The organism is Nonomuraea rhodomycinica (assembly GCF_013363995.1).
GTDB lineage: Bacteria > Actinomycetota > Actinomycetes > Streptosporangiales > Streptosporangiaceae > Nonomuraea > Nonomuraea rhodomycinica.
The window spans coordinates 235045-257246 of the sequence record NZ_JABWGO010000005.1 but is presented as its reverse complement, the minus strand read 5'-3'; the positions used below and the strand labels follow the sequence as shown (position 1 = coordinate 257246).

Below are 22202 nucleotides of genomic sequence, written 5' to 3'. Positions count from 1 at the left end.
GCGCCGGGGCGGTCAGGCGCCGGTTCCCAGGAGCTTGCCGAGGAGCATGCCCAGCTGGGCGCGCTCCTCGGGTGTCAGCGGGTGGAAGGTGTCCCCGAGGAAGGCCGGGATCGAGGTCTGCGCCTCGGCCAGCCGCCGCCGGCCGGAGTCGGTGATGGTGACGGCGTAGGAGCGGCGGTCGCGGGGGTTGCGTTCCCTGCGGACGAAGCCCTCCCGTTCCAGGTCGTCGCAGACGCTGACCATGACGCTGCGGTCGATGCGCAGCTCCTCGCTGAGCGTCTGCTGGGAGCAGGGGCCGACGGCGTCGAGCATCTGGAGCACGAGGTGCTGGCCGACCCCGAGACCTTCCTCGGTGGCGTGGGCGTCCGCGGCGCGGGCCACGGCGGCCGAGGCGCGGCACAGCGCGATGTCCAGCCGCTCGGCCGCCAGCTGCGGGAAGTACGTCGGCCTGGCCCGTTCGGCTGTCTTGGTTGTGGTCGCCATCGGTCTCCTCTTCGCTCTGCCGTGATTCTACCGTACGACCGTCTCTGTGCAGATCGTTTGACAGCAGATGATTGTCCGTCATACGGTCCGATTCGTCTGTCAGCAAATTGTTTGTACTCAGATGGAGAGTGGATCGTGCCACGAACCGACGGCCGCGAACAGGCGGCCCTGGTGGTGCTGTGCGCAGCGGTGTTCCTGGATTCGATGGACCTGTCCCTGATGGGCGTGGCCCTGCCCGCCATCGGGCGCGATCTGTCGCTGCCGGAAAGCCTCCTGCAGTGGCTCATGTCCGGCTACGCGGTCGCCTACGGCGGGTTCCTGCTGCTCGGCGGCCGGATAGCGGACCTGTTCGGCCGGCGCCGCGTGTTCCTGCTGTCGCTGGCGGTCTTCGCGGCGGCGAGCCTGGCCGGCGGGCTGCTGTCGGCGGGATGGCCGCTGGTCGCCACCCGGGTGATCAAGGGGGTGGCGGCCGCGCTCACCGCGCCCGCGGCGCTGTCGCTGATCACGACCACCTTCGCCGAGGGGCCGCGGCGCAACCGGGCGCTGGGGGTCTACTCGCTGGCCGGGGCGACCGGCTACACCGCCGGGCTGATCGCCTCCGGACTGCTGACCGGGATCAGCTGGCGGCTGGTGTTCTTCCTGCCGGTCCCGGTCGCCCTGCTGGTGCTGGCGGCGGCGCCGCTGGTCCTGCCGCGCGGCCCGCGGCCGTCGGGGGCGCGCGAGGGGTTCGACGCCGGCGGCGCGGTCGCGGTCACCGGCGGGGTGCTGCTGCTGGTGTTCGCGCTGACGGAGCGCGACTGGCCGGCCGGAGCCGTGGCCGTCGTGCTGCTGGGCGCCTTCGTGGTCATCGAGCGGCGGCGTCCCGCGCCGCTCGTCCCGCTGGAGGTGTTCAGGTCGGGTACGGTGGCCGCCGCGAACCTCGCGGCGCTGGCCTGGGCGTGCGCCACGATCGGCTGGCAGTTCGTCGCCGTCCTGTACCTGCAGGGGGAGCTCGGCTACACCGCGCTGACCACCGGGCTCGGGATCGTCCCCATGGGCCTGGCCATCGTCATCACCGCCAACCTGGCGGGCGGGCTGATCAGCCGATGGGGACTGCGCGGGGTGGCCGCCGCCGGGATGCTCGTCCAAGGCGCGGGCATCCTGCTGTTCCTGCGGGCCGGGGCCGGCGCCGACTACCTCACGGTGCTGCTGCCCGCACTGGTCGTGCACGGCGTCGGCAACGGGCTGTCGTTCCCCAGCCTCAACATCGCCGCCGTCAGCGGCCTGCCGGACGAACGGCAGGGCCTGGCCTCGGGACTGGTCACCTCCTCCGTCCAGATCGGGGCGGGGATCGGCGTCGCGGTGCTGGCCGCGGTCATGACCTCGGGGGGCTCGGCGCCGGCCGGTTACCGGATCGCGTTCCTGACGGCCGGTGGCTTCTCCCTGCTGGGTGTCCTCATCGCCGCGTACGGCCTGCGCTCGCGCCGGTCCGCACCCGTACCCACCGCCTGAAAGGAGGCCGTTCGTGACGCTGGACCTCACCCCCGACGAGCTGCTGAGCACGACCCGGGCGGTGCGCAAGCGCCTGGACCTCACCCGTCCGGTGCCGCGCGAGCTGATCGAGGAGTGCGTGGACCTGGCCGTGCAGGCGCCCACCGGGCGCAACCGGCAGCGCTGGCACTTCCTCGTCGTCACCGAGCCCGGGCAGCGGCGGGCCGTGGCCGACATCTTCCTGCGCGCCCTGTCCCTGGCCGGCGGGCAGCCGCTGACCGAGCGCGACCTGTGGCGCATGAACTACCACAGCGGCTCCACCGAGCGGGTCTTCGACGGCGTGCGCCACCTGGCCGCCAACATCCACCGGGTGCCCGCCTTCGTCATCCCCGGGGTGGAGGGACGCACGGATCGCGCCCCGGTGGAGGTCCAGGCGGGGACGTGGGGGTCGATCCTGCCCGCCGTGTGGAGCTTCATGCTGGCCGCCCGGGCGCGCGGCCTGGGCACGGTGTGGACCACCGCGCAGGCGCCGCTCGAACGCGAGCTGGCCGGGGTGCTCGGCGTGCCGTACGAGAAGGTGATGCTGGCGGCGTTCATCCCGCTGGCCTTCACCATCGGCACCGGCTTCAAGCCCGCTCCCCGCGTCCCGAGGGAGGAGGTCCTGCACTGGGACCGGTGGTGAACCCGCCGGTCAGCCCCGGGAGCCGCCGGACGGCACGGGGTCAGAGCTCGCGCTCGTGCATGTCGAGGATCGCCATGGAGACCGCCACCGCCGCGGCGGCGTCGCCGGACTCGATGGCGCGCAGCAGGTCCCAGTGCGAGGTGTCCGGCTCGTGCGTGGTGCGGCGCACGTCGCGCACGCTCTCGCGCACGGCCTCGCCCATGCCGTGGTAGAGGTCGGCGAGCAGCGGGTTGCGGGCCGCGTCCGCCACGCGCAGGTGGAAGGCGGCGTCCGCGTCGGCGAACCCGTCGAGGTCGCCCGCCTCGCCGGCCGCGTCCCGGCGCTCCAGCGCCTCCCGCAGCGACGCGAGGTCGTCGTCGGTGCGCCGGACCGCCGCCAGCCGGGCCGCCACCAGGTCGAGGCCGCGCCGTACGTCGATGATGTCCATCGCGGCGGCGCGGTCGAGTCCGCGGCGCAGCGCGAGCCGCGACTCGTCCGTCGCGGTCACGTACGTGCCGTCGCCCTGGCGGGTGGTCAGCAGCCCCGCGTGCGCGAGCACCCGCACGGCCTCGCGCACCGACAGGCGGCTCATGCCGAGGCTCGCCGCGAGCTGCGCCTCGGACGGGATCTTCGTGCCGACCGGCCACGCCCCGCCGGCGATCTCCCTGCGGAGCTGCTCGATGGCGGCGTCCACGAGCGAGGTCCGCGAGACGTTGCGCATGCGTCCTCTTTCCTCAGGTCCGGGGCTCGGGGAACCGGGGCCTCAGGCGCGGGCCGCCGGTTCGGACCCTCCAGCCTAGACGCCCCGCCGCCCGGACGTCCGCGTACCGGGGAGGCGGCTCGGGGAGGGCCGGACAGGTGTCTCCACCCGTACGGACAGGATCTTGTCAGGCTCTTGGGCGGGTGAGAGATTGCCCGAGGAACTTATCCCTATTTCCGACACTTGCCACCTTTGCCACGGAGGACACGCGTGTCGCAATTACGCCCGGCTCTTCTGGCGGTCGCCCTCACCCTGGCGATCGCGACCCCCGCCCAGGCGGCGGCCGGTCCCGCCATCACCGTCGAGAACGGCCGCACCCAGCCGGTCTTCTCCTACGCCGACGCCGTCCGCGAGCACGTCTACGTCGAGTCGGGCGTCGACAGCGACGCCGACGGACGGCCGGACCGGGTGCGCGTCGACATCATCAGGCCCAAGGAGTCCGGTCCCGGGCTCAAGGTCCCGGTGATCATCGACGAGAGCCCGTACTACGACAACTCCGGGCGCGGCAACGAGGCCGAGCGCAAGGTCTACGACTCCGCCGGAAACGTCACGAAATTTCCGTTGTTCTATGACAACTACTTCGTGCCGCGCGGCTACGCCGTCCTCAACGTCGACATGCTCGGCACCACCCGCTCCGACGGCTGCCCCGACATCGGCGGCAAGGCCGACGTGCTGGGCGGCAAGGCGGTCGTGGACTGGCTGAACGGCCGCGCCCGCGCCTTCCGCGCCGACGGCACCCCCGCCACCGCCGACTGGACCACCGGCAAGAGCGCGATGATCGGCAAGTCGTACGACGGGACGCTCGCGAACGCGGTGGCCGCCACCGGCGTCGAAGGCCTGGAGACGATCGTGCCCATCTCGGCGATCAGCTCCTGGTACAAGTACCAGCGCTCCAACGGCGTCGTCTACAGCTACGACTACGCCTCCTGGCTCGCCGACTACATCGACACCGACCCCCAGGCCAAGTGCCAGGCCGTACGGGACCGGATGGACGCCGAGGACGGCGACGACACGGGGAACTCCAACGCCTTCTGGGCCGAGCGCGACTACCTGTCCGGACTGCTCGGCGACGCCTCGAAGGTGCGGGCCAGCGTCTTCGTCGTCCACACCGTCAACGACCTGAACGTCAAGCCGGACAACTTCTCCACCTGGTGGGACGCGCTCGCCCGGCGCGGCGTGCCGCGCAAGATCTGGGTCGGCCAGTACCAGCACGTGGACCCCTTCGACTTCGAGGGCCGCAGGGACGTGTGGGTGGACACGCTGCACCGCTGGTTCGACCACTGGCTGCTCGGCGTGCGCAACGGCGTCATGAGCGAGCCGCGCGCCGACGTGCAGACCGGGCCCACGAGCTGGATCACCCAGCGCGACTGGCCGGCGCCGCTCGCGGCCCGGCTGCCGCTGCGCCCGTCCGCCGACGGCGGGCTCGGGCTGCGCCCGGCCGCCCGGGGCGCCACCGCGTCGTTCGCCGACGTGGCCATGGACGAGGCCGACATGATCGCCGACGTGGGCACCGCGAAGCCCGGCCGGGTGGCGTTCACCACCGGGCCGCTGCCGCTCGACCTGCGCCTGTCCGGCACCCCCACGGCCGACCTCACGGTCAGGCTGGACAAGCCCACCTCCAACCTCACCGCCCTGCTCGTCGACTTCGGCGACGCCGCCCGGGTGGACTGGCGGCGCGGCCAGGGCATCACCACGCTCACCGAGGAGGACTGCCACGGGGAGAGCACCGCGGCCGACGACGCCTGCTACAAGAAGGTCGTCACCAACGTGGCGAACCGGCCGGCCGAGATCGTCGCCCGGGGCTGGATCGACGTGCAGAACCGCGCCTCGCTGAGCGACCCGTCCCCGCTGCCGGTCGGCACGTTCGGCAAGGTCCGGTGGCGGACGCTGCCCCAGGAGTACACCTTCGCGAAGGGGCACCGGCTGGCGCTCGTGGTCGCCGGCACGGACAGCACCTACAGCGAGGAGCCGGGCACGGGGGCGAACGTCACGCTCGACCTGGCGGCCAGCTCCGTGTCCGTCCCGTTCGTGCTCGGCACCGCGCTGACGGACGTGCCCGGGAACCGGGCCGGCTTCCGCGGGCCGTCGCGCGTCGAGCTGCCGGAGGCCGAGCCCGAGTTCAGCTTCTTCTGACGGTGATCTGCTGAAGGTGCGCGCGGCGAGTTTCAGTCCCGCCTGTCCCGGCACGCGTCCGGCGCGTGGCCGCACAGGACGGGGAGCCTGCTCGCCGCGTCCAGCACCACGCGGTTCCCCAGCGGCTCGTCGAGCCTGACGACGCCCTGGCCGGACTGGCCGGTGCCGGCGCACCAGCCGTTGCCCTGGTAGGGGACGTCGATCCCGAGGACGACCGCGTCCGGCCACTCGCTGATCCGCAGCGTGACGTCGAGTCGCCTCCCGCTGCAGGAGCCGTAGACGTAGTCGACCAGCAGCGTGCGTTCGTCGAGCACCCTGTAGTCGCTGACGCCATCGCCGCCTGACGTGTGTCTGCCGATGGCGTCTGCGATGGTGCCCGCCGCGTCCCGATCGACCGCGACCTGGTCGATCGGGCCGGGCAGGTCCGAGAAGGACAGCCGCCAGGCGGGCACGGTCGCCATGCCGCGTACGGTCCGCAACCGCATCGTGGTGTAGGTCGCGCCGGTCAGGTGGTACGCCTCGTCGTCGGGGAAGGTGTCTCCCTCGGACCATGGGGACAGGGCCATCATCGCCTCCCGCGGCTCGATCACGGGGACCCGCATCGTCGATCCGTCGTCCCAGCGGATGCGCGCCTCGGCCGGTGCGGCGGGGAGCCGGCCGGCCACGACCCAGCCGTACTCCTCGTCGTGGTCGATCTTCCCGCGCACGTCAGGAGGCATCGCGCTCAGGTCGCCGACGGGGACGAAACCGTCGCGCCAGATCGCCGCGGCACCGCTGGTGCGCCAGGTCCGGACGGTCCGTGCGGCCAGGTCCTCGAACGAGAGCGGCCCGATCGGGTTGCTCCCGCCGCTGAGGACCAGCACCGCGGCCAGCAGCGTCGTGATCAGTCGCAGCATGCGTCGATCTTGACAGGGGGCGGCTCAGTAACGGGCGCAGTTGCTCCAGTGGCCCCTGCCCTCACCGTCGATGACGTAAGCGCCGGGATCCCTGGCGACGGTCCAGGAGACCCGCAGCCGCAGCGTCCCCCGGGCGGTCGTCGTGCCGGACGTCCTACGGCCGTCCCCGCGCGCGACGCCGACCCAGCGCACGACGATCGTGCCCGTCTGCGTGACCGGCCGGCCCTGGCAGCCGGGCCGGGACGCGGGCGCCTTCACCCGGAACGCGCGGCCCGACACCGCGATGCCGCCCGTGCCGCCCGCCGAGACGACCCGGCACGTGCCGCCCTTGCAGGACAGCGCGAACGCACCCGTGCGGCGGGCGCCCAGCCTGACCCACACCGGCGACACGGACGCGACCGGCGCGTGCGGCCGCGGCAGCGTCACCGGCTGCCTCGCCGGCTGCTCGCGCGGCGTCCCCGCAGGGCGGCGCGTCACGCTGTCCGTGGGGTCGCCGGTGGCGGAGCGCTTGGCGGGCCGGTCGGCCGGGCTCATCGTGCCGGCCACGACCGGGCTCTCCCGCCGGCCGTCCGCCGCCTCCTCCGTGCGGGACGGACCGGCCGTGGGGCGCGCCGGGGACCCCGCCGCGGGGGTCACGGCAGGGGCCGCCGTCGCGGCGGGAGGCACGGCGGCGGGCTCCGGAGGCGGCACGGGCACCGCCGGGCCCGAGGACGGGCGGCCGTCCGGCGACGGCGTCCGCACCGGGTCCTCGGCGCCCGTCTCGGAGATCGCCGGCATGTGCTGGCGGGCGTTGAGACCCGACCAGGCCAGGCCCGCGACCAGCAGACCGACGCCGACCAGCAGGCTCACGCGGGCCACGTTCCGCACCGTGAACCGCGTGTCGCCGTCGGCGAGGCCGGGGCGCTCCAGCCAGAACTCGTCGGGACCGCCCGCGTTGAGCTCCACCACCTGGCCGCCGAAGGCGGGGCCCGGCTCGTAGCGGAGCGGCGCGGTGAACGGCGGGGCGCCGACGGCCGGGCCCTCACCCGGGCCGTCGGCGCCGCGGCCACGGGCCCACCCCGGCACGCCGCCGGCCGGAGGGGGGAAGGCGTCCTCGGGGGGCCGGCGAGGCCCGGGAATGGTGATCACACCGTGGATCCGGGCGGAGGAGGGCGGGACGCGCCGGTCGGCCTCGGGGGACGCGGGGTGGGCTGGGCCGGTGGTGGTCACGGGACGTTCGGAGGCTGCCGGGCGCCGGGTGGCCGCCGGGCCTTCGGCGGGTCGGCGGGTGGTGGGCGCTCCGTCGGCTGGGTGGTGGTGCCCGGTGGGGGCGCCGGGGGTCGCTCCGCCGGCGGGTCGGTGCTGCTCGGAGGGGGTGGTGCCGGTGGAGCCGTTCCTCGGGCGGGTGGTGGGCGGGGCGTCGGCCATGACGGGGGCGCTGAGGGGGACGGGCCGCTTCGAGCGCGGGGATCCGGCGACCATGCGGTCTGTCGGCAGGCTCGTGGGGGTCACTTGCGCGGCCGGGGTGACCGGGCCTGTCACGGGCCGAGCCGCCGGTGCCGGTGCGCCGGTCGGCGACGGTGAGGGGGAGGGGGAGGTTGGGGGCGTGGGTGTCGGGGAGGGGGCGGCGGTGCGCATCGGCGGCACCATGGGCCGGGGCGTGGCGTCGGGCCTGCGGGCGACGTCAGGCCCGGACGTGGCCTCGGGCCGGGACGTGATGTCGGGGCTCGACGCGGCGGGGCCGGGCGCGGCAGGGCTCGACGCGGCGGGGCCGGGCGCCTGGGCGGTGACGGGCGTCGCCGGGCCGGCGGGGGTCGCCGGGGTGGTGCGCGGGATGGGTGGGCCATCGTCCGGGTGGTGCTCCCATGGCGGGCCACCTTCGGCCCGGCGTGAGGGGGCCCGCTCCTGACCGGCCGGGCCGCTACTGCTGATCCGGTCATGAGCGGACGCCGCTGGAAGGTTCCGGTACGGCACGCCTCCGCGGTTGCGGCGGACGATGGCCCAGTCTGCGGCCGGATCCGGCGACCAGGCGGGGGACTGGCCGGTCGGGTCCGGGGTCCAGGCGGCGCTCCGGGCGGCCCCGCCTGGGGTCTCGCCGGCGGGCGCGGACGGCCCGCCGGGGGTCTCGGTGGAGGACGCGGACGCCCGCGCGGCGGCAGGTCCAGGAACGCGCTCGGCCGGCGTGCCGGCGCGCGCGGCCGGGACAGCCGGGCGACCCGGCAGGGCGCGGGACGGGACGGCAGCGGGCGGCACCGGCTGCGGGGCGGCGGCTGCCGGCTGCCGTCGCGGGACGATGTCCGGCGGTCCCGGGCGGGCGTGCTTGCTGGGCGGGCGGTGCGCGGCCTGGTCAGGTGTGCGCTCCGGGCCGGCGGCGGCCGCGCCCGCCACCGGCCCGGAGCTTTCCCAGGTCCCCGTCGTGGGGCCGGGGACCGGAGAGATGGGCGGCGGCGCGGGCTCGGCGAGCCCGCGCGCCTGCGCCGGGAAGCCGTCCTCCCGCCACAGTCCCGCCTCGTCCGGTAGAGGGAGCGCCCAGGCGAGCTGCCCCTGCAGCGTGCCCGGCGCCGAGGAGATCGGCATCTGGCGCAGCAGCGTGTCGGCCACCATGACGCGCGGCGCGCTCCGGCAGAGGTCGCAGTGCGCGATGTGGCGGCTGATCCGCGCCCGGGTGCGCCGCCCGGGCACCGCCGCCCAGTCGTTGACCCGCGACTCCAGCGCCGCGCATCCGTGGCGCGTCCTGGCGGCGATGACGGCGGCGAACCACTCCTCCAGCCCGTCGGCCGCCTCCAGCACGATCGTCTCCACCTCCTCGGCGTCGGCCGCGAAGATGGTGGCGATCTCGTCGTGCGTCAGCCCGTGCCGTACGGACAGGTCGAGCAGCTCCCGGTGCGCCGGGGCGAGCGCCCGCAGCGCCTCGGGCAGCAGATCGGCCATCCGGCCGGGCCGCGACCAGGAGCCGACGCTGGTGGGGGTGGACAGGTACGCGCGGTGCGCCCGGGCCAGCGCGTACAGCCACGGCCGCAGCGGCGAGGACTCGTCGACGCGCTCGGCCCAGGCGTGCGCCGACAGCAGGGTGCCCGCGACGGCCAGTTCGGCGTCGCTCGACGACAGCTCCGTCCGGCAGTAGTCGTACAGGTGCGGCCCGTAGCCGTCGCACAGTTCGAGGATGGCCTCACGTGCGTCCTCCGACAGGGTGCGCCACATGGGGGTCGCATCTCCTCTCCGTGGTTCGGGCATCGGGGCGGCTCCGGGGTCAGCGGGGAAGGCGTTCGGCGATCTCGGTGGCCCAGTACGTGATCACACTCCCCGCGCCCGCCCGGCGGATCGCGGTGAGGCTCTCGACGATGGCGCGGTCGCGCGTGAGCCAGCCGTTGGCGGCGGCCGCCTCGATCGCGGCGTACTCGCCGGAGACCTGGTAGGCGGCCACCGGCACGTGGACGGCGTCGGCGACGCGGCGCACCACGTCGAGGTAGAGGCCGGCGGGCTTGACCATTACCATGTCGGCGCCCTCGTCCACGTCGAGCAGCACCTCGCGCAGCGACTCGCGCAGGTTGGCGGGGTCCTGCTGGTGGGTGGAGCGGGTGCCGGTCAGCCGCGACTCGACCGCGTCGCGGAACGGGCCGTAGAACGCGGAGTCGTACTTGGCGGCGTACGCCATGATCGGCAGGTTGTGGTGGCCGGCGGCGTCGAGGGCCGCGCGGATGGCGCCGACCTGGCCGTCCATCATGCCGCTGGGCGCCACCATGTGGGCGCCGGCCCTGGCCTGGGCGACGGCGACGCGGGCGTAGGCGGCCAGCGTGGCGTCGTTGTCGACGTCGCCGCGCTCGTCGAGGACGCCGACGTGCCCGTGCTCGGTGTACTCGTCCAGGTTGATGTCGCCGATGACCACGGTGGCGTCGCCCACCTCGGCGGCGACGTCGGCCAGGGCGAGCTGGGTGATGCCGTGCTCGTCCCAGGCGCCGCGCCCGTCGCTGTCCTTGCTCTCCGGGATGCCGAACAGCAGCAGCCCGCCGACGCCGGCCCGCACGGCGGCCGCGGCGGCCTTGCGGACGCTCTCGCGGGTGTGCTGCACCTGCCCGGGCATGCAGGCGATGGGACGGGGCTCGTCCAGGCCCTCGCGGACGAACAGCGGCTGGATCAGGTCGGCGGGGTGCAGGCGGGTCTCGGCGACCAGCCCGCGCAGGGCGGCGGTGCGCCGCAGGCGGCGCGGACGCTCGGCGGGGTAGCTCATGTCAGTCTCCGATCACCTTGCCGAGCAGGACCCGCTCGGCGTGCTCGACGGCGGCCTGGGGCGGGCGCCGGTTCCAGTAGCCGGCGTTGCTGCGCGCGGTGATGTTGAGCGCGCGCAGCTCGCACAAGTGCTCCGCCGTCTTGATGGCCAGCCCGCCGGGGTCGATGACGGGCAGTCCGTGCAGTTCGTGGACGCGCAGGTGGACGAGGATCACGTTGGGGATGCCCTCGGCCGGCACCAGCCACTGCGCGCCGGCCTTGGCGGCCTGGCGGGCGGCCTCGGTGTAGGCGTCCAGGAACGGCTCGAAGTCGTGCGCGAGGGCCCGCTGCACGACGTCCGCGCCGCGCTCGACGATCTGGTACGAGGCCAGGTCGGCGCCCGCGGCCCTGATGTTCTCGGTGATCGGCTCGGCCAGGTGCGGGATGAAGCCGAGCACCCCGAGGCGGTGGCGCTCCATCCGGGCGGCCTGCCAGACGGCGTCGCCGTAGCCGACGACGGGGATCGACACCCGGGTGCGGGCCGCGGCCAGCCCCGGGTCCTGGCCGGCGCCGCTGATCCAGGCGGCGCAGCCGTCGCGCTCGGCGGTCACGGCGGTCTGCGCGAAGTAGTGGCCGAACAGCAGGCCGATCTCGCCGTAACCCACCAGGTGCTCGGGCAGCGCGGTGCCGTACGTCTCGGGCGGCAGCGTGTGGATCTCCACGGTCGTGCCGGGGGCGGACACCAGGGCCAGGTGTTCGGCGTACAGCTTGTCCAGAAGCGGCGTGCGGCCCTCGACGGTGTGTTTCTGGAACCAGATGCGCATGTCAGCTCTGCCTCACGGGGTGGTGGGGGACGGGGTCCAGCACGCGGTCGGGGCCGCGCCCGGGGGGACGGCCGGGCAGGGTGTCGGCGGCGCTCGCGGGCATGCCGCCGGGAAGGGTGTCGAGCATCGACGCCTGCGCCAGGTACAGGCGGGTGGCCTGCGGGTCGCCGGCGATGGCGCGCAGTCCCGCCATCGCGGCCGCCAGCCGGGAGCTGTCGCGGTCCTGCACGCCGGCCACGCGCGCCTCGCTGCGCGGGATCACGTGTTCGAGCAGGACGTTGCGCCGCCGCGCCGCCCACGCGTCCAGCGCCGCCGGACCGGCGTGCCCGGCCGTCACCTCGGCCAGCACGGCGCCGAGCTCGACGGCGTCGTGGATGCCGGCGTTCATGTTGAGCCCGCCGGCCGTGGACGTCAGGTGCGCCGCGTCGCCCGCGAACAGCACCCGGCCGCACCGGAACGAGCCGAGCACCCCGCGCGACAGGCCGTACCGGTCGGCGCCGATGACCCGTACCGGCCGGCTGACCCCCGGCAACGCCCGCCGCACGAGCGCGGCGACGCTGGAGGTGGCCAGCGGGTTGCGGGCGTCGCACGGGATGCGCACGACGATCCGCCAGTGGTCGGGCAGCGCGAGCAGGCTGCACGACTGGCCCACGTCGCGCACGTACGTCAGGGGCGCCAGGCGCGGCAGCAGCTCGTCCAGCGGCGAGTCGGTGAAGACCCGCAGCGCCTGGGTCGGGTAGGCGGCGCGGGGGAACGGCAGGCCGAGCGAGCCGCGCACGGTGCTGTGCGCTCCGTCGGCGGCCACCACGTACTTGGCCCGCGCCCAGCTCTGCCCGATGCGCAGCCGCACACCGGTGCCGCCCTCGGCCACCCCGTCCACCGCCGTGCCGAACCGCACGTCCGCGTCCGGCTCGGCCTCCAGCGCGGCCAGCAGCAGCGGGGTGAGCGACGACTGCTCGGCGTGCAGCCGGTACGGGTGCCGGGTCATGCCGTCGAGGCTGCCCATCCCCATCTCGGCCAGGACCACGCCGGCCCGGTCGCGCCACTGGACGCGGTCCACCACACGGCCGCGGGCGATGAGCGGCTCGGCGACGCCGAGGTCGTCCAGCAGGTCGAGCGTGGCCGGATGGAAGGTGGAGGCCCGCGACTGCCTGGCCAGGCCCGCCTCCCGCTCGAACACGGTCACCGGCACGCCCGCCCTGGCCAGGGTGAGCGCGGCCGTCAGCCCGACCGGGCCGGCGCCGACCACGGCGACGCCGCTCATGTCCGCTGCCCCTGCGCGGCGGGACGGTGCGGGACGCGGCCCAGCGTGATCGGCATGCCCGTCGCCCGGGACAGCGCCCACCAGGAGCTGCACAGGTTCGAGGTGAGCAGGATCCGGTCGTTGCCGGCGCCGATCGACAGCAGCGCGGGCAGCGTCGACATGCCGGTGCCGCTGAACAGCACCACGGCGTCGTCCGGCAGGCACGCCTCGCCGACCTGCTCCACCAGCTCGGCCGTGGTGACGTCGTAGGGCGAGAACCGGCCGCGCGCCCGCACGTCCACCACCCGGGTGACGTGCATCCCGGCCGCCTTCCAGAACCGCTCGGCCAGCTCCGTCAGCCACGGCTCGTACGGCGAGACGAGCACGATGTCCTCGGCGCCGATGTGGTCGAGCGCGTCCAGGGTGGCCACGGTCGCCGAGGCGAACGGGACGCCGAAGCGCTCGCTCAGCTCCTCGCACCGGAACCGGTCCTCGTCCGGGCCGAGCAGGTAACGCGAGCCGCTGCACAGCATGACGATCGCGTCCAGCGGCAGGTCGCCGAACGAACAGATCATCGCCGGCAGCGCCTCGTTGTACGCCTCCAGCCGCTCCGGCAGCGTCAGCCCCGGCCGTACCGGGAGGCGGGTGACGTGCATGTCGGCCCGCGAGCCGAGCAGCCGGGCCAGCTCCGGCTCGGCCGCCGGGTTGGCCGGTGGCACGATCACGCCCACTCTGCCGCGTTTCATGCGGTCCTCCCCGCGTCCAGGCCGAACAGCGCGCGCAGCGCGTCGGCGTACCGCTCGCCCAGGGGAGAGCCCGAGTGGCGGGTCAGGCTGGTCAGCGGCCCCTCCAGGAACGCGTCCACCACCCGCTGGACGGCGTCGCGCACCTCCTCGCGCGCCGAGGAGTCCAGCCCCGGCGCCCGCGAGGCGAGCCGGCCCAGCTCGGCGTCCGCGACGGCGCTCGCCTTCGTGCGCAGCGCCGCCGCGACCGAGCACGCGGCCGGCTCCGCCGCGTCGGGCAGGGCGCCGGAGGACGGGACACCGGAGGACGGGGCCGGGACCGTGGTGATCCACGGCCTGCGCGGCACGGCGGCCCGGCGGGCGGGGATGGCGCCGCCGATCCCCCTGCGCGGGCGCCGGTCCGGCAGGACGGGGGACGGGGCGAGTCCGGCCGTCGTCATCAGCAACCCGACCAAGCCGCGGCCCAGAACGCCGCCTCACGCCGCTCCCGAGCCTCGTCATCCAACTCGCGCCGGGTCCGCGCGGCTTCGTCGGCGGTGTCCAGCCGCACCCCGGCCCGCTCGGCGCCGAGCAGGTGCACCGCGGCCCCGATCACGGTGTCGGCGAATTCCCGTTGCCGTTCCGCGGCGACCTCCGCCGGGCATTCGACCTTGATGGTGACCATGGTTTCCTCCATGCGGGTGGGGGGTTCAGGACGCGTGCGCGAGCGCCTGGTCGATGACGCTGATGGCCAGGTCGGACACCTGCCGGATGTGGTGCAGCCGGTGCACGGTGCGCTCGGCCGTCGCGCCGTCGGCCTGCTCGTCCTCGACCGGCCGGGGCGGCGGCGGCGCGGGCCTCTCCCCGCGGGCGGGGGCCCCGTAGGGGTGCTGGTACGGCCTGCGGATCTCGTCGGCGAGCATGGTCCACTCCTGTCAGCGCGGCTTCACGGGCGGATACACGGGACTGAGGGGGGTTCAGAGCCGTTCAGGGGTTCGGTGGGCGGACAGGTCGCGGGCGCCGAAGCGGGCCAGCTCCTCCTCCGCCTCGTCGCGTACCTGGACGAAGCTGTCGCGCAGCTCGGCGAGCAGCCGGCGCAGCATGATCAGCTCAGCCTCGGCCTCGCGCCGCGACAGGCGCGGGGTCCTGCGGCGCGGCGTGCCGGCGACCCGGGCGAGCGCCACGGTGCCGACGACCACGGCCGCGATCAGGCAGCCGACCATCGCGGAGGCGAAGCCCGGCATCGGGCCGTCCAGCACCGGCTGGTCCACCAGGGCCGAGGCGCCGGCCACGCCGATCGCGCCGCCCAGCATGCGGGCCGTGTTGATGGCGCCGACCGCGGAGGCGTACTGGGTGGGGTGGGCCGCCATCGTGCCGACCGTGGAGGTGCCGGTGGACAGGGCGCCGAACCCGAAGCCCAGCATGAGCGCGGCCACCAGCGTCCAGACGGTGGGGTAGGGGTTGGCCAGCAGGAGGGCGCAGCCGCCGCCGAGGAGCAGCGCCCCGGCGTAGATGACCGCGTTGAGGCCGATGCGCCGCCCGGCCAGCATGGCCAGCGGGCTCCCGCCGATCATCGCGAGCGAGATGGGCGTCAGCCACAGCCCGATCGTGACGGGGTCGAACCCGGAGTTCTTCAGGTAGAGGGGGCCGAGCGCGAGCACCACGAACGAGGCCGCGCCGTACAGCAGGGACGCCCCGCCCGACCAGAGGAAGCCGGGCCGGCGCCACAGCCGGATGTCGATGGCGCCGGCCGCGTGCCGCCACGACGTGGCGATCGCCCCGGCCAGCAGGAGCGCGGCGGCCAGCGCGCAGCCGATGGTGCGCAGGTCGGTCCAGCCCCACGTGCCGCCCTGCGAGACGGCCAGCACGGCCGCCGCGATGGCGCCGACCAGCAGCACCGTGCCGAACACGTCGGGCACGCGGCGCACCTGGCCGAGGGAGCGGGGGAGCGCGGGGGTCAGCATGAGCAGCGCCGCCGCCAGCCCGGCGCTCGGCAGGAACAGGCCGCGCCAGCCGTACTCAGCCACGAGCAGGCCGCCTCCGGCCTGGAGCGCGAGGCAGCCGATGCCGGACGAGGCGCTCCACAGCGCCACGGCGCCGGCGCGGCGGTTGGCGGGCAGCTCGCCCAGCAGCAGGCCGAGCGAGGCGGGGAACATCAGCGCGGCGCCGACGCCCTGCGCCAGCCGCCCGCCGAGGAGCAGCGGCCAGGACGTGGTCGCGATGACCGCCGCGGCGCCCAGCCCGTACAGGGCCAGGCCGAAGGCGAGGACGCTGCGCCTGCCCAGCAGGTCGGCGAAGCGGCCCGCCGTGGCCAGCAGCGCGGCCACCGCGGCGAAGTTGATCGTGCTGACCCAGGTGACCTCCGCCATCGGCAGCGAGGCGGCGATCGGGTCGCGGCTCAGCACGGGGATCGCCAGCGTCGTCGCCGTGCTGTCGGCCATGATCGCGATGACGACTCCGCAGGCGATCAGGCGCAGGACGGCGAAGCGCCCCCGGACCTGCGACCGGGGCCGCGCCACCGGCCCGACGAACGGGCCGGCGACGTGCTCGCGAACGGGCGTCAGGGTCATCGCGGCGTCTCCGCCAGGTCCCTGCGGGCGACGGTGACGGTCTCGGGCCGCGGCACCTCGGGACGGTTCGGCACGCTGGCCGCGACCATCCGCTCGGTGAGGCCGATGAGCCGGCCGGGCGCCCGCGTCCAGGAGCGGGCCGAACGGCCGGCGTCGGGGCCGACCAGCGACATGACGACCTGGGAGGCCAGCGTCAGGTGCTCGGCGCAGCGGCGGCTCACCTTGGCTTCCAGCCCGGCGACCTGCGCCAGGCGCAGCCGCAGCGCCTCCAGCGAGGCGGTGCGCTCCAGGCCGTCCAGCTCGGCGAGCCGGTCGGGCCAGCGCAGCTCGCGGCCGACGTGGTCGCGGACCCTGGTGGCGATCTCGTCCGCGGGCACCTTCTCCTCGCGCAGGCGGGTGCCGAGGGCGAAGGCCGAGCGCGCGGTGCGGGAGTAGTCGGACAGCCGGCCCGCGAGGGCGGCGTCGAGCATCCGGGCCCGGTGGACCAGGCACTCGGAGCTCCAGCCGAGCACCATGAGCCGCTCGGCGGTGACCTCGGTGAACCAGCCGGCCAGCCGCAGCTCGCGGGCCATCCGGTGGTAGTGGACCCAGCGGTCGCCGTTGCCGTCCACCCAGACCTCCACGCCGCCGAGCGGCATGTTGGCCACGTGGACGCGCTTGTCGCGGGGCGCCACCCGGGCGCAGATGCGCAGGATCACCCGGTCCGGTGCCTGCGGCGCTCTCGGCCGCCTGGCGAACCAGGAACCGGTCTGGGGATCGGTCACGTCCGGCCACCTCCTCGCCGGCGACTCTCCAGAACCGTCCGGCTGTCAAGTCTCACTTTCCACGTGTCGGTCCGATAGTGGCGTTCTGTGGGAAGATGTGTCAACTGACACTTTCCAGTTGGGTATGGATGCCCCGCTGGAGGTTTACGGACGCCCGTGGGCGCGCATGATCCCCGGATTCCCCTACGCTGAGGGTCTCCCGGGCGGCAGGAGGTGCGGAGTGGCGACCATCGCCGACAGGCTGGACCTGGCACTGCGCGAGCGGGGGCTGAGCGGCGCCCAGGTGGCCGCCGAGCTGACCGAGGCGGGCATCCCCATCACCCGGGCCTACGTCAGCCAGCTGCGCACCGGCAAGCAGACCAACCCGACCCTCCAGGTGCTGCGCGCCCTCGCCTCCTGCCTCCAGGTCAGCGTCGGCTGGCTGGTGGGCGAGGAGACGCCGGCCGGCTCCGCCGCGGTGGACGACCTCCAGGCGCGCGCCGCCGCCGTCGGCGCGGCGGCCTCCGGGCTGTCCGACGGCTCGCTGGCCGTGCTGCGCGGTGTCATCGACCTGGCCCGCCGGGCCGAGGGGCTGGCCGAGAGCCCGGAGGCCGGCCCGCGGCCCGCGCCCGAGGCCCCGGCGGTGCCGGCCGCCCGGACCACCCTCGCGCCGCCGGTCCGCGCGGCGCTCGGCGAGCGGCTGCGCGGCCTGCGCGAGGCGGCCGGCCTGACGGCCGAGCAGGTCGAGAGCGCGCTCGGCCGCGGCACGGTGCGCGTCGAGGCGGCCGAGACCGGCCGCGCCGCCCCCGCCCCGGCCCTGGTGGAACGGCTGCTCGACCTGTACGGCGTGACCGCGCTGCCCGCCCGCGAGCACGTGCTGTCGCTGGCCCGCGGCGAGCGCGAGCCCGCCTGGTGGGACACCAGGGCGGTGCCCGTCTGGCTCGCCACCGCCTTCGCCCTGGAGCAGCGGGCCTCGGTGATCCGCGTGTACGACCCGCGGACGGTGCCGGCGCTGCTGCAGACCGAGGCGTACGCCCGCGCCGCGATCGGCGTCGCCGGCCCCGCCACGCTCGGGCAGGGCTCGGTGGAGGCGGCGGTGCGGCTGGTGCTGGCCCGCCAGGAGATGGTCTTCGCCGGGCGCGGCCCCGTCGTGTGGGCGATCATGGACGAGGGGGTGCTGCTGCGCTCCATCGCCGAGCCCGCGGTCCACCTGGCCCAGCTCGACTCCCTCATCGACCTGGCCAAGCGCCCCGGCGTCTCGCTGCACCTGCTGCCGCTGGACGACCCGGCGTACCTGCCCCGCACGGAGCCGTTCACGCTCTGGCGCTACGCCGAGGCGTTCGAGCCCGACGTCGCCTGCGCGCACACCGTCGAACGCGACGAGCTGATCACCGAGCCGGGCGCCGTCGAGGCCTACCACCAGGCGTTCGCCAAGCTCTCGGTCACCACGACGACGCGCGAGGAGACCCTCGACCTGCTGAACACCCACCGTGACCGGATAGCGCGAGGATGATCCTTTATTCACCGGGAAACGTATATTTCCCGATTATTTCGCGCCAATAGGTTGTATTGTTGGGACATTTGGAGCATTTTCAACTTGGTCCTCCGAGTGGGGTCGAGGCCGCGGAACTTTCCCGTACGGCAAGGCGAGGGGAAAGGGGCGATACGGAAATGCGTCAACGTGCCATCCGTAATTTGGCCAGGCTCAACACGTCCCAGGCGCGTATCACCCGTATGCTCGACGCCGCCGCCGGAGGCAAGAACAATTTCGTGGCCGACCGCGACGCCGTGCGCCGCTATGACGAGGCCGCTCCCGTGACCACCGCCGCCGCGCGGGCCGTGCTGGCCTTCCTGTCCCGCGTGATCCGCCACCTGGCGGCGGGCGGCGTCGACCAGTTCGTGATCGTCGGCAGCGGGGTGCCCAGCGGCCTGCCCCCCGGCCGTCAGCTGCACGACCTGGCCCGTGAGGCGTCGGGCCGCTCCGACGTCCGGGTGCTGTACGTGGAGAACGACCCGATGGTGCTGGCCTACGCCCAGGCCACGATCGAGCCGGTGACCGACCTGGTGCGCGTGGTGGAGGGCGACATCCGGCAGGTCGAGGACCTGCTCGGCGACCGGGTGGTGCGGACGTTCGTCGACTGGGACCGGCCCGTCGGCCTGGTGCTGGTCTCGGTGCCCAGCCTCGGCGACGAGGAGGCCCGGCACGCGATCAAGTGCCTGTGCCACGCCGCCGCCCGGGGCAGCTACCTGGCCCTGCTGCAGACCACCTTCGACGCGATCCCCGACGAGCTGCTGCCGGCGATCGGCGAGCTGCTGGCCATGACCCTGCCGGGCCACGTCGTCCGCACCCGCGCGGAGACGGCGGCGCTGCTGGACGGGCTGGACCTGGTGGAGCCGGGGCTGGTGTGGGTGCCGCAGTGGCGGCCCGACGGGCGCGACGAGGCGTGCGCGGCCCTGCCCAGCGCCTCGGGCAACTACGGCGCCGTCGCCCGCGTCCTCTGACCACGGGCGCCCCGATCCGGCGTCCTCAGTCCCACCAGAACGACCAGAAGTGCCGGCCGATGATCTGCTCCGCGTAGCCGCGCAGATCGCCCGGGCCCTGCACCACGTTGTCGGGACAGAACGTCCAGTGCTCGGCCGCCACGTGCAGCGCGTGCTCGGCGTCCACCGGAGGCGCCGCGACGCTCAGCTCCAGCGTGTTGAACCCCACGCACACCACCCGCGCCCCGAAGCGGTCCTCCCAGCTGCGCACCACCGCCGCCAGCGGCACCATCCACTCGTTGTGGTGCAGGGCGCCCTGCCAGCCCATCACGGCCAGCGCGTCGGCGCCGCGCCGGGCCGCGACCAGGCCCAGCGGCATGCCGCGCGCGGCGAGCTGGTCGGCGTACCAGTCGGCGACCTCGCCGGGAGTGGCCTTCGGCACGCCGGGGGCGGCCGGGCCGGGGCAGAGCGCGCCGTAGGGGTCGAGCTCGGCGAGGGCGTCGGACGGCATCTGCGCGACCCACTCCTGCCACACCTCGTGCATGAACCCCTCGGCCGTGAAGTGGTCGATCTGCGCGGGCTCGTCCGGCACGACCTGGCCGATCGACCAGGGCTGGGCCGACTCGTCCAGCAGCACGGGCCACAGGCCGCTCGCGGGGTGCTCGGCGCGTAAGCGGGCCCAGTCGTGGCCGGAGACGGGCTCGTCGCTCATCCAGAACGCCGGCCTGGCCGGCTCTCCCTGCCCGGTGTAGCCGGGGTCGGGCCAGACGAGGTCACCCGGCGGCAGGGCGGCCCGCAGCGCGCGGCCCATGCCTGCGTCGGCGAACAGCCGGCCCAGCTCGCGTGGCAGCCGATGATCTGTCATGCCCTACCGTCTCCGTCCGCACCCGTCGGGGAGATGGTAGTGCCGCCCACCGACATGGCCTCGGGGGCGGCGCGAATTCCTCGCCTCGCTCGCGCGGGCGGCGGGCGAGCGCACGCCCGGCCGCCGGTGAGGGGTGTTTCCGGCACGGCCGCGCCACCGTGCCGGAAACGTCAGCGGCCGGTCAGTAGCCCCCGTACGACGAGTGGTTGGAGTGCTGCGAGGACGTGGAGGTCGGCGTCGGGGTCGCCGTCGCGGTGGGAGCGGCGGCGGAGGAGCCGCCGGAGCCCGCGGGCCGGATGAGGCCGAGCAGGCCGTGCCGGCCGCCGTCGACGCCGGCGGAGAACCACAGCGCGTTCTCGCCGCCGTTGGCGGCGGTGCCGAGCTCCAGGTCCCACAGGCCGGGAAGCTGGATGGTGGCGCCGTTGGCGGTGCGCAGGGCGCCGAGGTGGCGGTTGCCGCGGTAGGCGTGGATGGTGCCGTCGCCGAAGTTGCCGACGAGCACGGACCCGGCGTACGCGCCGCGCGGGGCGGCGGTGATCGCCCATGGCGCGTTCAGCCCGGTGCGGGCGATGCGGCCGGTCAGGCGGCCCTCGGCGTTGAAGCGGCTGACGAAGCCCTTGCCGGCGCCGGCGACGGACTTGCCGGTGTCCGGGTCACGCAGCGCGTACGCCACCCAGATCTGGTTCTGGGCGACCGCCACGTTGAACGGCGAGTAGTTCGAGGGGACGTTCGGGTCGCGGAACTGCCAGCGCTTGAGCCGGACCCGCTCGAAGTCGGAGTTCCAGGCGTGGACACGGCCGCCGGCGAAGTCGGCGGCGAGCAGGAAGTCGCCGTCCTCGGTGCGCGCCAGCGCCAGGCCCTTGTAGTCGGCCCCGCGGGTGAACGCGGCGATCACGGCGTTCTTCGGGTCCGCCTCGGCGTTCCAGCCGCTGATCGCGCCGCTGGGGCTGGAGAAGAGGAACGTGGCGGGTTTGCCCTTCACGGTGAACCCGTCGGTGGGGTTGAACACCTGGCCCGTCGGGGCCCCGCCTGGGATGCCGACCTCCGTCTGCTCCTTCTTGCCGGCGCCGGAGTAGACGGTGGCGGTGCCGGTGCCCGTGGCGGAGACCCAGAGGGTCTTGCCCATGGCCAGGCCCCAGGGGTTGACCAGCTTGGGGTCGGTGGTGGCGGCCTTGCCCCTCACGTCCGAGACGAGGTTGACGACGTCGAACCGCGCGCGGGGGGTGGCGGTGGCGTGTGCGGGGGTGGCGAGAGTGCTGCCCAGGCCGACCGCAACAGCGCAGAGTGTGATGATGCGTGACCGCATCCGTGCCTCCTTGTTAGCGCTTGTGACGCGAGATACGCGGGGCACCTGGGGCAGGGTTCAGTATGGTCCGGAAATATCCGGCGAGGCGTTTCTTGCCGTCTGTAGGGGAGATGGATGGTTATGGAAGTTCTGGGGATTGATATCGGCGGCTCAGGGATCAAGGGCGCGCCCGTCGACGTCACGGCGGGCAAGCTGGCCCAGGAGCGCCTGCGCATTCCCACCCCGCAGCCGTCCAAGCCGGAGCCCGTCGCCGAGGTGGTGCGGCAGATCGTCGAGCACTTCGCGTGGTCGGGGCCCGTCGGCGTGACGTTCCCCGGGGTGGTGCGCGACGGGGTGGTGCACACCGCCGCCAACGTCCACCGCTCGTGGATCGGCGTGGACGCCTCCGACCTGTTCGGCGGCGCGTGCGTGCTCAACGACGCCGACGCGGCCGGCCTCGCCGAGATGACCTTCGGCGAGGGCCGGGACCGGCGCGGCACCGTGCTCATGCTGACGTTCGGCACGGGCATCGGCAGCGCCCTGTTCACCGACGGGGTGCTCGTGCCCAACACCGAGCTCGGCCACCTGGAGCTGCACGGCAAGGACGCCGAGCTGCGCGCCTCCGACAAGGCCCGCGAGGACCACGAGCTGAGCTGGGACAAGTGGGCCGGCCGGGTCGAGGAGTACTTGCGGCACGTGGAGATGCTGTTCTCCCCGTCGCTCATCGTGGTGGGCGGCGGCGTGAGCAAGAAGGCCCACAAGTGGCTGCCGCACGTCCACATCGACACGCCGATCGTGCCGGCCGCGCTGCAGAACGAGGCGGGCATCATCGGCGCCGCCCAGATGGCGGGCAGCCGGGCCGACTGATCTTACTGATCAAG

The 22202-nt window shown here is 74.6% G+C and carries 21 protein-coding genes; 6 read left to right on the top strand and 15 right to left on the bottom strand.

The genetic code is table 11. The features are described 5' to 3' along the window. Positions 1-12: 12 nt before the first annotated feature. Positions 13-483, bottom strand: coding sequence for a MarR family winged helix-turn-helix transcriptional regulator (locus HT134_RS22665; protein ID WP_175602450.1), 471 nt, complete (start codon positions 481-483; stop codon positions 13-15). A 135-nt stretch (positions 484-618) separates the two neighbouring features. Between HT134_RS22665 and HT134_RS22660 the strand changes: the two genes are divergently transcribed. Then, the gene (locus HT134_RS22660) at positions 619-1974 is read left to right on the top strand and encodes an MFS transporter (protein WP_175602449.1); all 1356 of its coding nucleotides are present in this window, start codon (positions 619-621) and stop codon (positions 1972-1974) included. A 13-nt stretch (positions 1975-1987) separates the two neighbouring features. Further along, entirely contained in the window at positions 1988-2635 is a 648-nt protein-coding gene (locus tag HT134_RS22655; protein WP_175602448.1) for a nitroreductase family protein, read from the top strand. A 40-nt stretch (positions 2636-2675) separates the two neighbouring features. On the opposite strand, the gene HT134_RS22650 is transcribed toward HT134_RS22655, so the two are convergent. Further along, positions 2676-3335 (bottom strand): FadR/GntR family transcriptional regulator, encoded by a 660-nt coding sequence (locus tag HT134_RS22650; protein WP_175602447.1) that lies wholly within the window; start codon positions 3333-3335, stop codon positions 2676-2678. Positions 3336-3584: 249 nt separating this feature from the next. On the opposite strand from HT134_RS22650, the gene HT134_RS22645 reads away from it, so the two are divergent. Beyond that, entirely contained in the window at positions 3585-5507 is a 1923-nt protein-coding gene (locus HT134_RS22645; protein WP_175602446.1) for a Xaa-Pro dipeptidyl-peptidase, read from the top strand. Positions 5508-5539: 32 nt separating this feature from the next. Here HT134_RS22645 and HT134_RS22640 read toward each other — a convergent pair whose 3' ends face one another. Genes HT134_RS22640 through HT134_RS22590 form a run of 11 tightly spaced genes read right to left on the bottom strand, consistent with a single transcriptional unit; the run spans position 5540 to position 16711 of the window. Further along, entirely contained in the window at positions 5540-6403 is an 864-nt protein-coding gene (locus HT134_RS22640) for a hypothetical protein (protein ID WP_175602445.1), read from the bottom strand. Between the two features lie 24 nt (positions 6404-6427). Then, positions 6428-9583 (bottom strand): hypothetical protein, encoded by a 3156-nt coding sequence (locus HT134_RS22635; protein ID WP_175602444.1) that lies wholly within the window; start codon positions 9581-9583, stop codon positions 6428-6430. Between the two features lie 49 nt (positions 9584-9632). After that, positions 9633-10610 (bottom strand): porphobilinogen synthase, encoded by a 978-nt coding sequence (gene hemB, locus HT134_RS22630; RefSeq protein ID WP_175602443.1) that lies wholly within the window; start codon positions 10608-10610, stop codon positions 9633-9635. 1 nt (position 10611) lies between these two features. Then, positions 10612-11412 (bottom strand): aspartate/glutamate racemase family protein, encoded by an 801-nt coding sequence (locus HT134_RS22625; RefSeq protein WP_175602442.1) that lies wholly within the window; start codon positions 11410-11412, stop codon positions 10612-10614. A gap of 1 nt (position 11413) precedes the next feature. Next, positions 11414-12676, bottom strand: a complete 1263-nt coding sequence (locus HT134_RS22620; RefSeq protein WP_175602441.1) for an FAD-dependent oxidoreductase — start codon at positions 12674-12676, stop codon at positions 11414-11416. After that, the gene (locus HT134_RS22615; RefSeq protein ID WP_175602440.1) at positions 12673-13401 is read right to left on the bottom strand and encodes a maleate cis-trans isomerase family protein; all 729 of its coding nucleotides are present in this window, start codon (positions 13399-13401) and stop codon (positions 12673-12675) included. Before HT134_RS22615 ends, HT134_RS22620 begins: the two co-directional genes overlap by 4 nt. Then, complete coding sequence (locus HT134_RS22610) at positions 13398-13838, bottom strand: glutamyl-tRNA reductase (RefSeq protein WP_175602439.1); 441 nt, start codon at positions 13836-13838, stop codon at positions 13398-13400. The genes HT134_RS22615 and HT134_RS22610 overlap by 4 nt, the downstream gene beginning before the upstream one ends. After that, positions 13838-14062 carry a hypothetical protein gene (locus tag HT134_RS22605; RefSeq protein WP_175602438.1) on the bottom strand — a complete coding sequence of 75 codons (225 nt, stop codon included), beginning with the start codon at positions 14060-14062 and terminating at the stop codon, positions 13838-13840. The genes HT134_RS22610 and HT134_RS22605 overlap by 1 nt, the downstream gene beginning before the upstream one ends. A 25-nt stretch (positions 14063-14087) precedes the next feature. Then, complete coding sequence (locus tag HT134_RS22600; protein WP_175602437.1) at positions 14088-14300, bottom strand: hypothetical protein; 213 nt, start codon at positions 14298-14300, stop codon at positions 14088-14090. Between the two features lie 54 nt (positions 14301-14354). After that, a complete protein-coding gene (locus HT134_RS22595; protein WP_175602436.1) occupies positions 14355-15947 on the bottom strand; it encodes an MFS transporter in 1593 nt (530 codons plus the stop codon). Further along, a complete protein-coding gene (locus tag HT134_RS22590) occupies positions 15944-16711 on the bottom strand; it encodes a hypothetical protein (protein WP_175602435.1) in 768 nt (255 codons plus the stop codon). The genes HT134_RS22595 and HT134_RS22590 overlap by 4 nt, the downstream gene beginning before the upstream one ends. 220 nt (positions 16712-16931) lie before the next feature. Between HT134_RS22590 and HT134_RS22585 the strand changes: the two genes are divergently transcribed. Together HT134_RS22585 and HT134_RS22580 are read left to right on the top strand one after the other, a co-directional pair. After that, positions 16932-18203, top strand: coding sequence for a helix-turn-helix domain-containing protein (locus tag HT134_RS22585; protein ID WP_175602434.1), 1272 nt, complete (start codon positions 16932-16934; stop codon positions 18201-18203). Between the two features lie 158 nt (positions 18204-18361). Further along, on the top strand, positions 18362-19192 hold the full coding sequence (locus tag HT134_RS22580) for an SAM-dependent methyltransferase (protein ID WP_175602433.1): 831 nt from the start codon (positions 18362-18364) through the stop codon (positions 19190-19192). Between the two features lie 25 nt (positions 19193-19217). Here HT134_RS22580 and HT134_RS22575 read toward each other — a convergent pair whose 3' ends face one another. After that, positions 19218-20036 carry a DUF4253 domain-containing protein gene (locus HT134_RS22575; protein WP_175602432.1) on the bottom strand — a complete coding sequence of 273 codons (819 nt, stop codon included), beginning with the start codon at positions 20034-20036 and terminating at the stop codon, positions 19218-19220. 181 nt (positions 20037-20217) lie between these two features. Continuing rightward, on the bottom strand, positions 20218-21342 hold the full coding sequence (locus tag HT134_RS22570) for a TIGR03118 family protein (protein WP_175602431.1): 1125 nt from the start codon (positions 21340-21342) through the stop codon (positions 20218-20220). A 120-nt stretch (positions 21343-21462) separates the two neighbouring features. Between HT134_RS22570 and ppgK the strand changes: the two genes are divergently transcribed. Then, a complete protein-coding gene (gene ppgK, locus HT134_RS22565; RefSeq protein WP_175602430.1) occupies positions 21463-22188 on the top strand; it encodes a polyphosphate--glucose phosphotransferase in 726 nt (241 codons plus the stop codon). Positions 22189-22202: the final 14 nt, after the last annotated feature.

What these genes read in the sequence shown, in the direction of transcription:
- HT134_RS22665 (WP_175602450.1), bottom strand. Translation starts at nt 483, where the DNA reads ATGGCGACCACAACCAAGACAGCCGAACGGGCCAGGCCGACGTACTTC.
- HT134_RS22650 (WP_175602447.1), bottom strand. Translation starts at nt 3,335, where the DNA reads ATGCGCAACGTCTCGCGGACCTCGCTCGTGGACGCCGCCATCGAGCAG.
- HT134_RS22640 (WP_175602445.1), bottom strand. Translation starts at nt 6,403, where the DNA reads ATGCTGCGACTGATCACGACGCTGCTGGCCGCGGTGCTGGTCCTCAGC.
- HT134_RS22635 (WP_175602444.1), bottom strand. Translation starts at nt 9,583, where the DNA reads ATGTGGCGCACCCTGTCGGAGGACGCACGTGAGGCCATCCTCGAACTG.
- hemB (WP_175602443.1), bottom strand. Translation starts at nt 10,610, where the DNA reads ATGAGCTACCCCGCCGAGCGTCCGCGCCGCCTGCGGCGCACCGCCGCC.
- HT134_RS22625 (WP_175602442.1), bottom strand. Translation starts at nt 11,412, where the DNA reads ATGCGCATCTGGTTCCAGAAACACACCGTCGAGGGCCGCACGCCGCTT.
- HT134_RS22620 (WP_175602441.1), bottom strand. Translation starts at nt 12,676, where the DNA reads ATGAGCGGCGTCGCCGTGGTCGGCGCCGGCCCGGTCGGGCTGACGGCC.
- HT134_RS22615 (WP_175602440.1), bottom strand. Translation starts at nt 13,401, where the DNA reads ATGAAACGCGGCAGAGTGGGCGTGATCGTGCCACCGGCCAACCCGGCG.
- HT134_RS22610 (WP_175602439.1), bottom strand. Translation starts at nt 13,838, where the DNA reads ATGACGACGGCCGGACTCGCCCCGTCCCCCGTCCTGCCGGACCGGCGC.
- HT134_RS22605 (WP_175602438.1), bottom strand. Translation starts at nt 14,062, where the DNA reads ATGGTCACCATCAAGGTCGAATGCCCGGCGGAGGTCGCCGCGGAACGG.
- HT134_RS22600 (WP_175602437.1), bottom strand. Translation starts at nt 14,300, where the DNA reads ATGCTCGCCGACGAGATCCGCAGGCCGTACCAGCACCCCTACGGGGCC.
- HT134_RS22595 (WP_175602436.1), bottom strand. Translation starts at nt 15,947, where the DNA reads ATGACCCTGACGCCCGTTCGCGAGCACGTCGCCGGCCCGTTCGTCGGG.
- HT134_RS22580 (WP_175602433.1), top strand. Translation starts at nt 18,362, where the DNA reads ATGCGTCAACGTGCCATCCGTAATTTGGCCAGGCTCAACACGTCCCAG.
- HT134_RS22575 (WP_175602432.1), bottom strand. Translation starts at nt 20,036, where the DNA reads ATGACAGATCATCGGCTGCCACGCGAGCTGGGCCGGCTGTTCGCCGAC.
- HT134_RS22570 (WP_175602431.1), bottom strand. Translation starts at nt 21,342, where the DNA reads ATGCGGTCACGCATCATCACACTCTGCGCTGTTGCGGTCGGCCTGGGC.
- ppgK (WP_175602430.1), top strand. Translation starts at nt 21,463, where the DNA reads ATGGAAGTTCTGGGGATTGATATCGGCGGCTCAGGGATCAAGGGCGCG.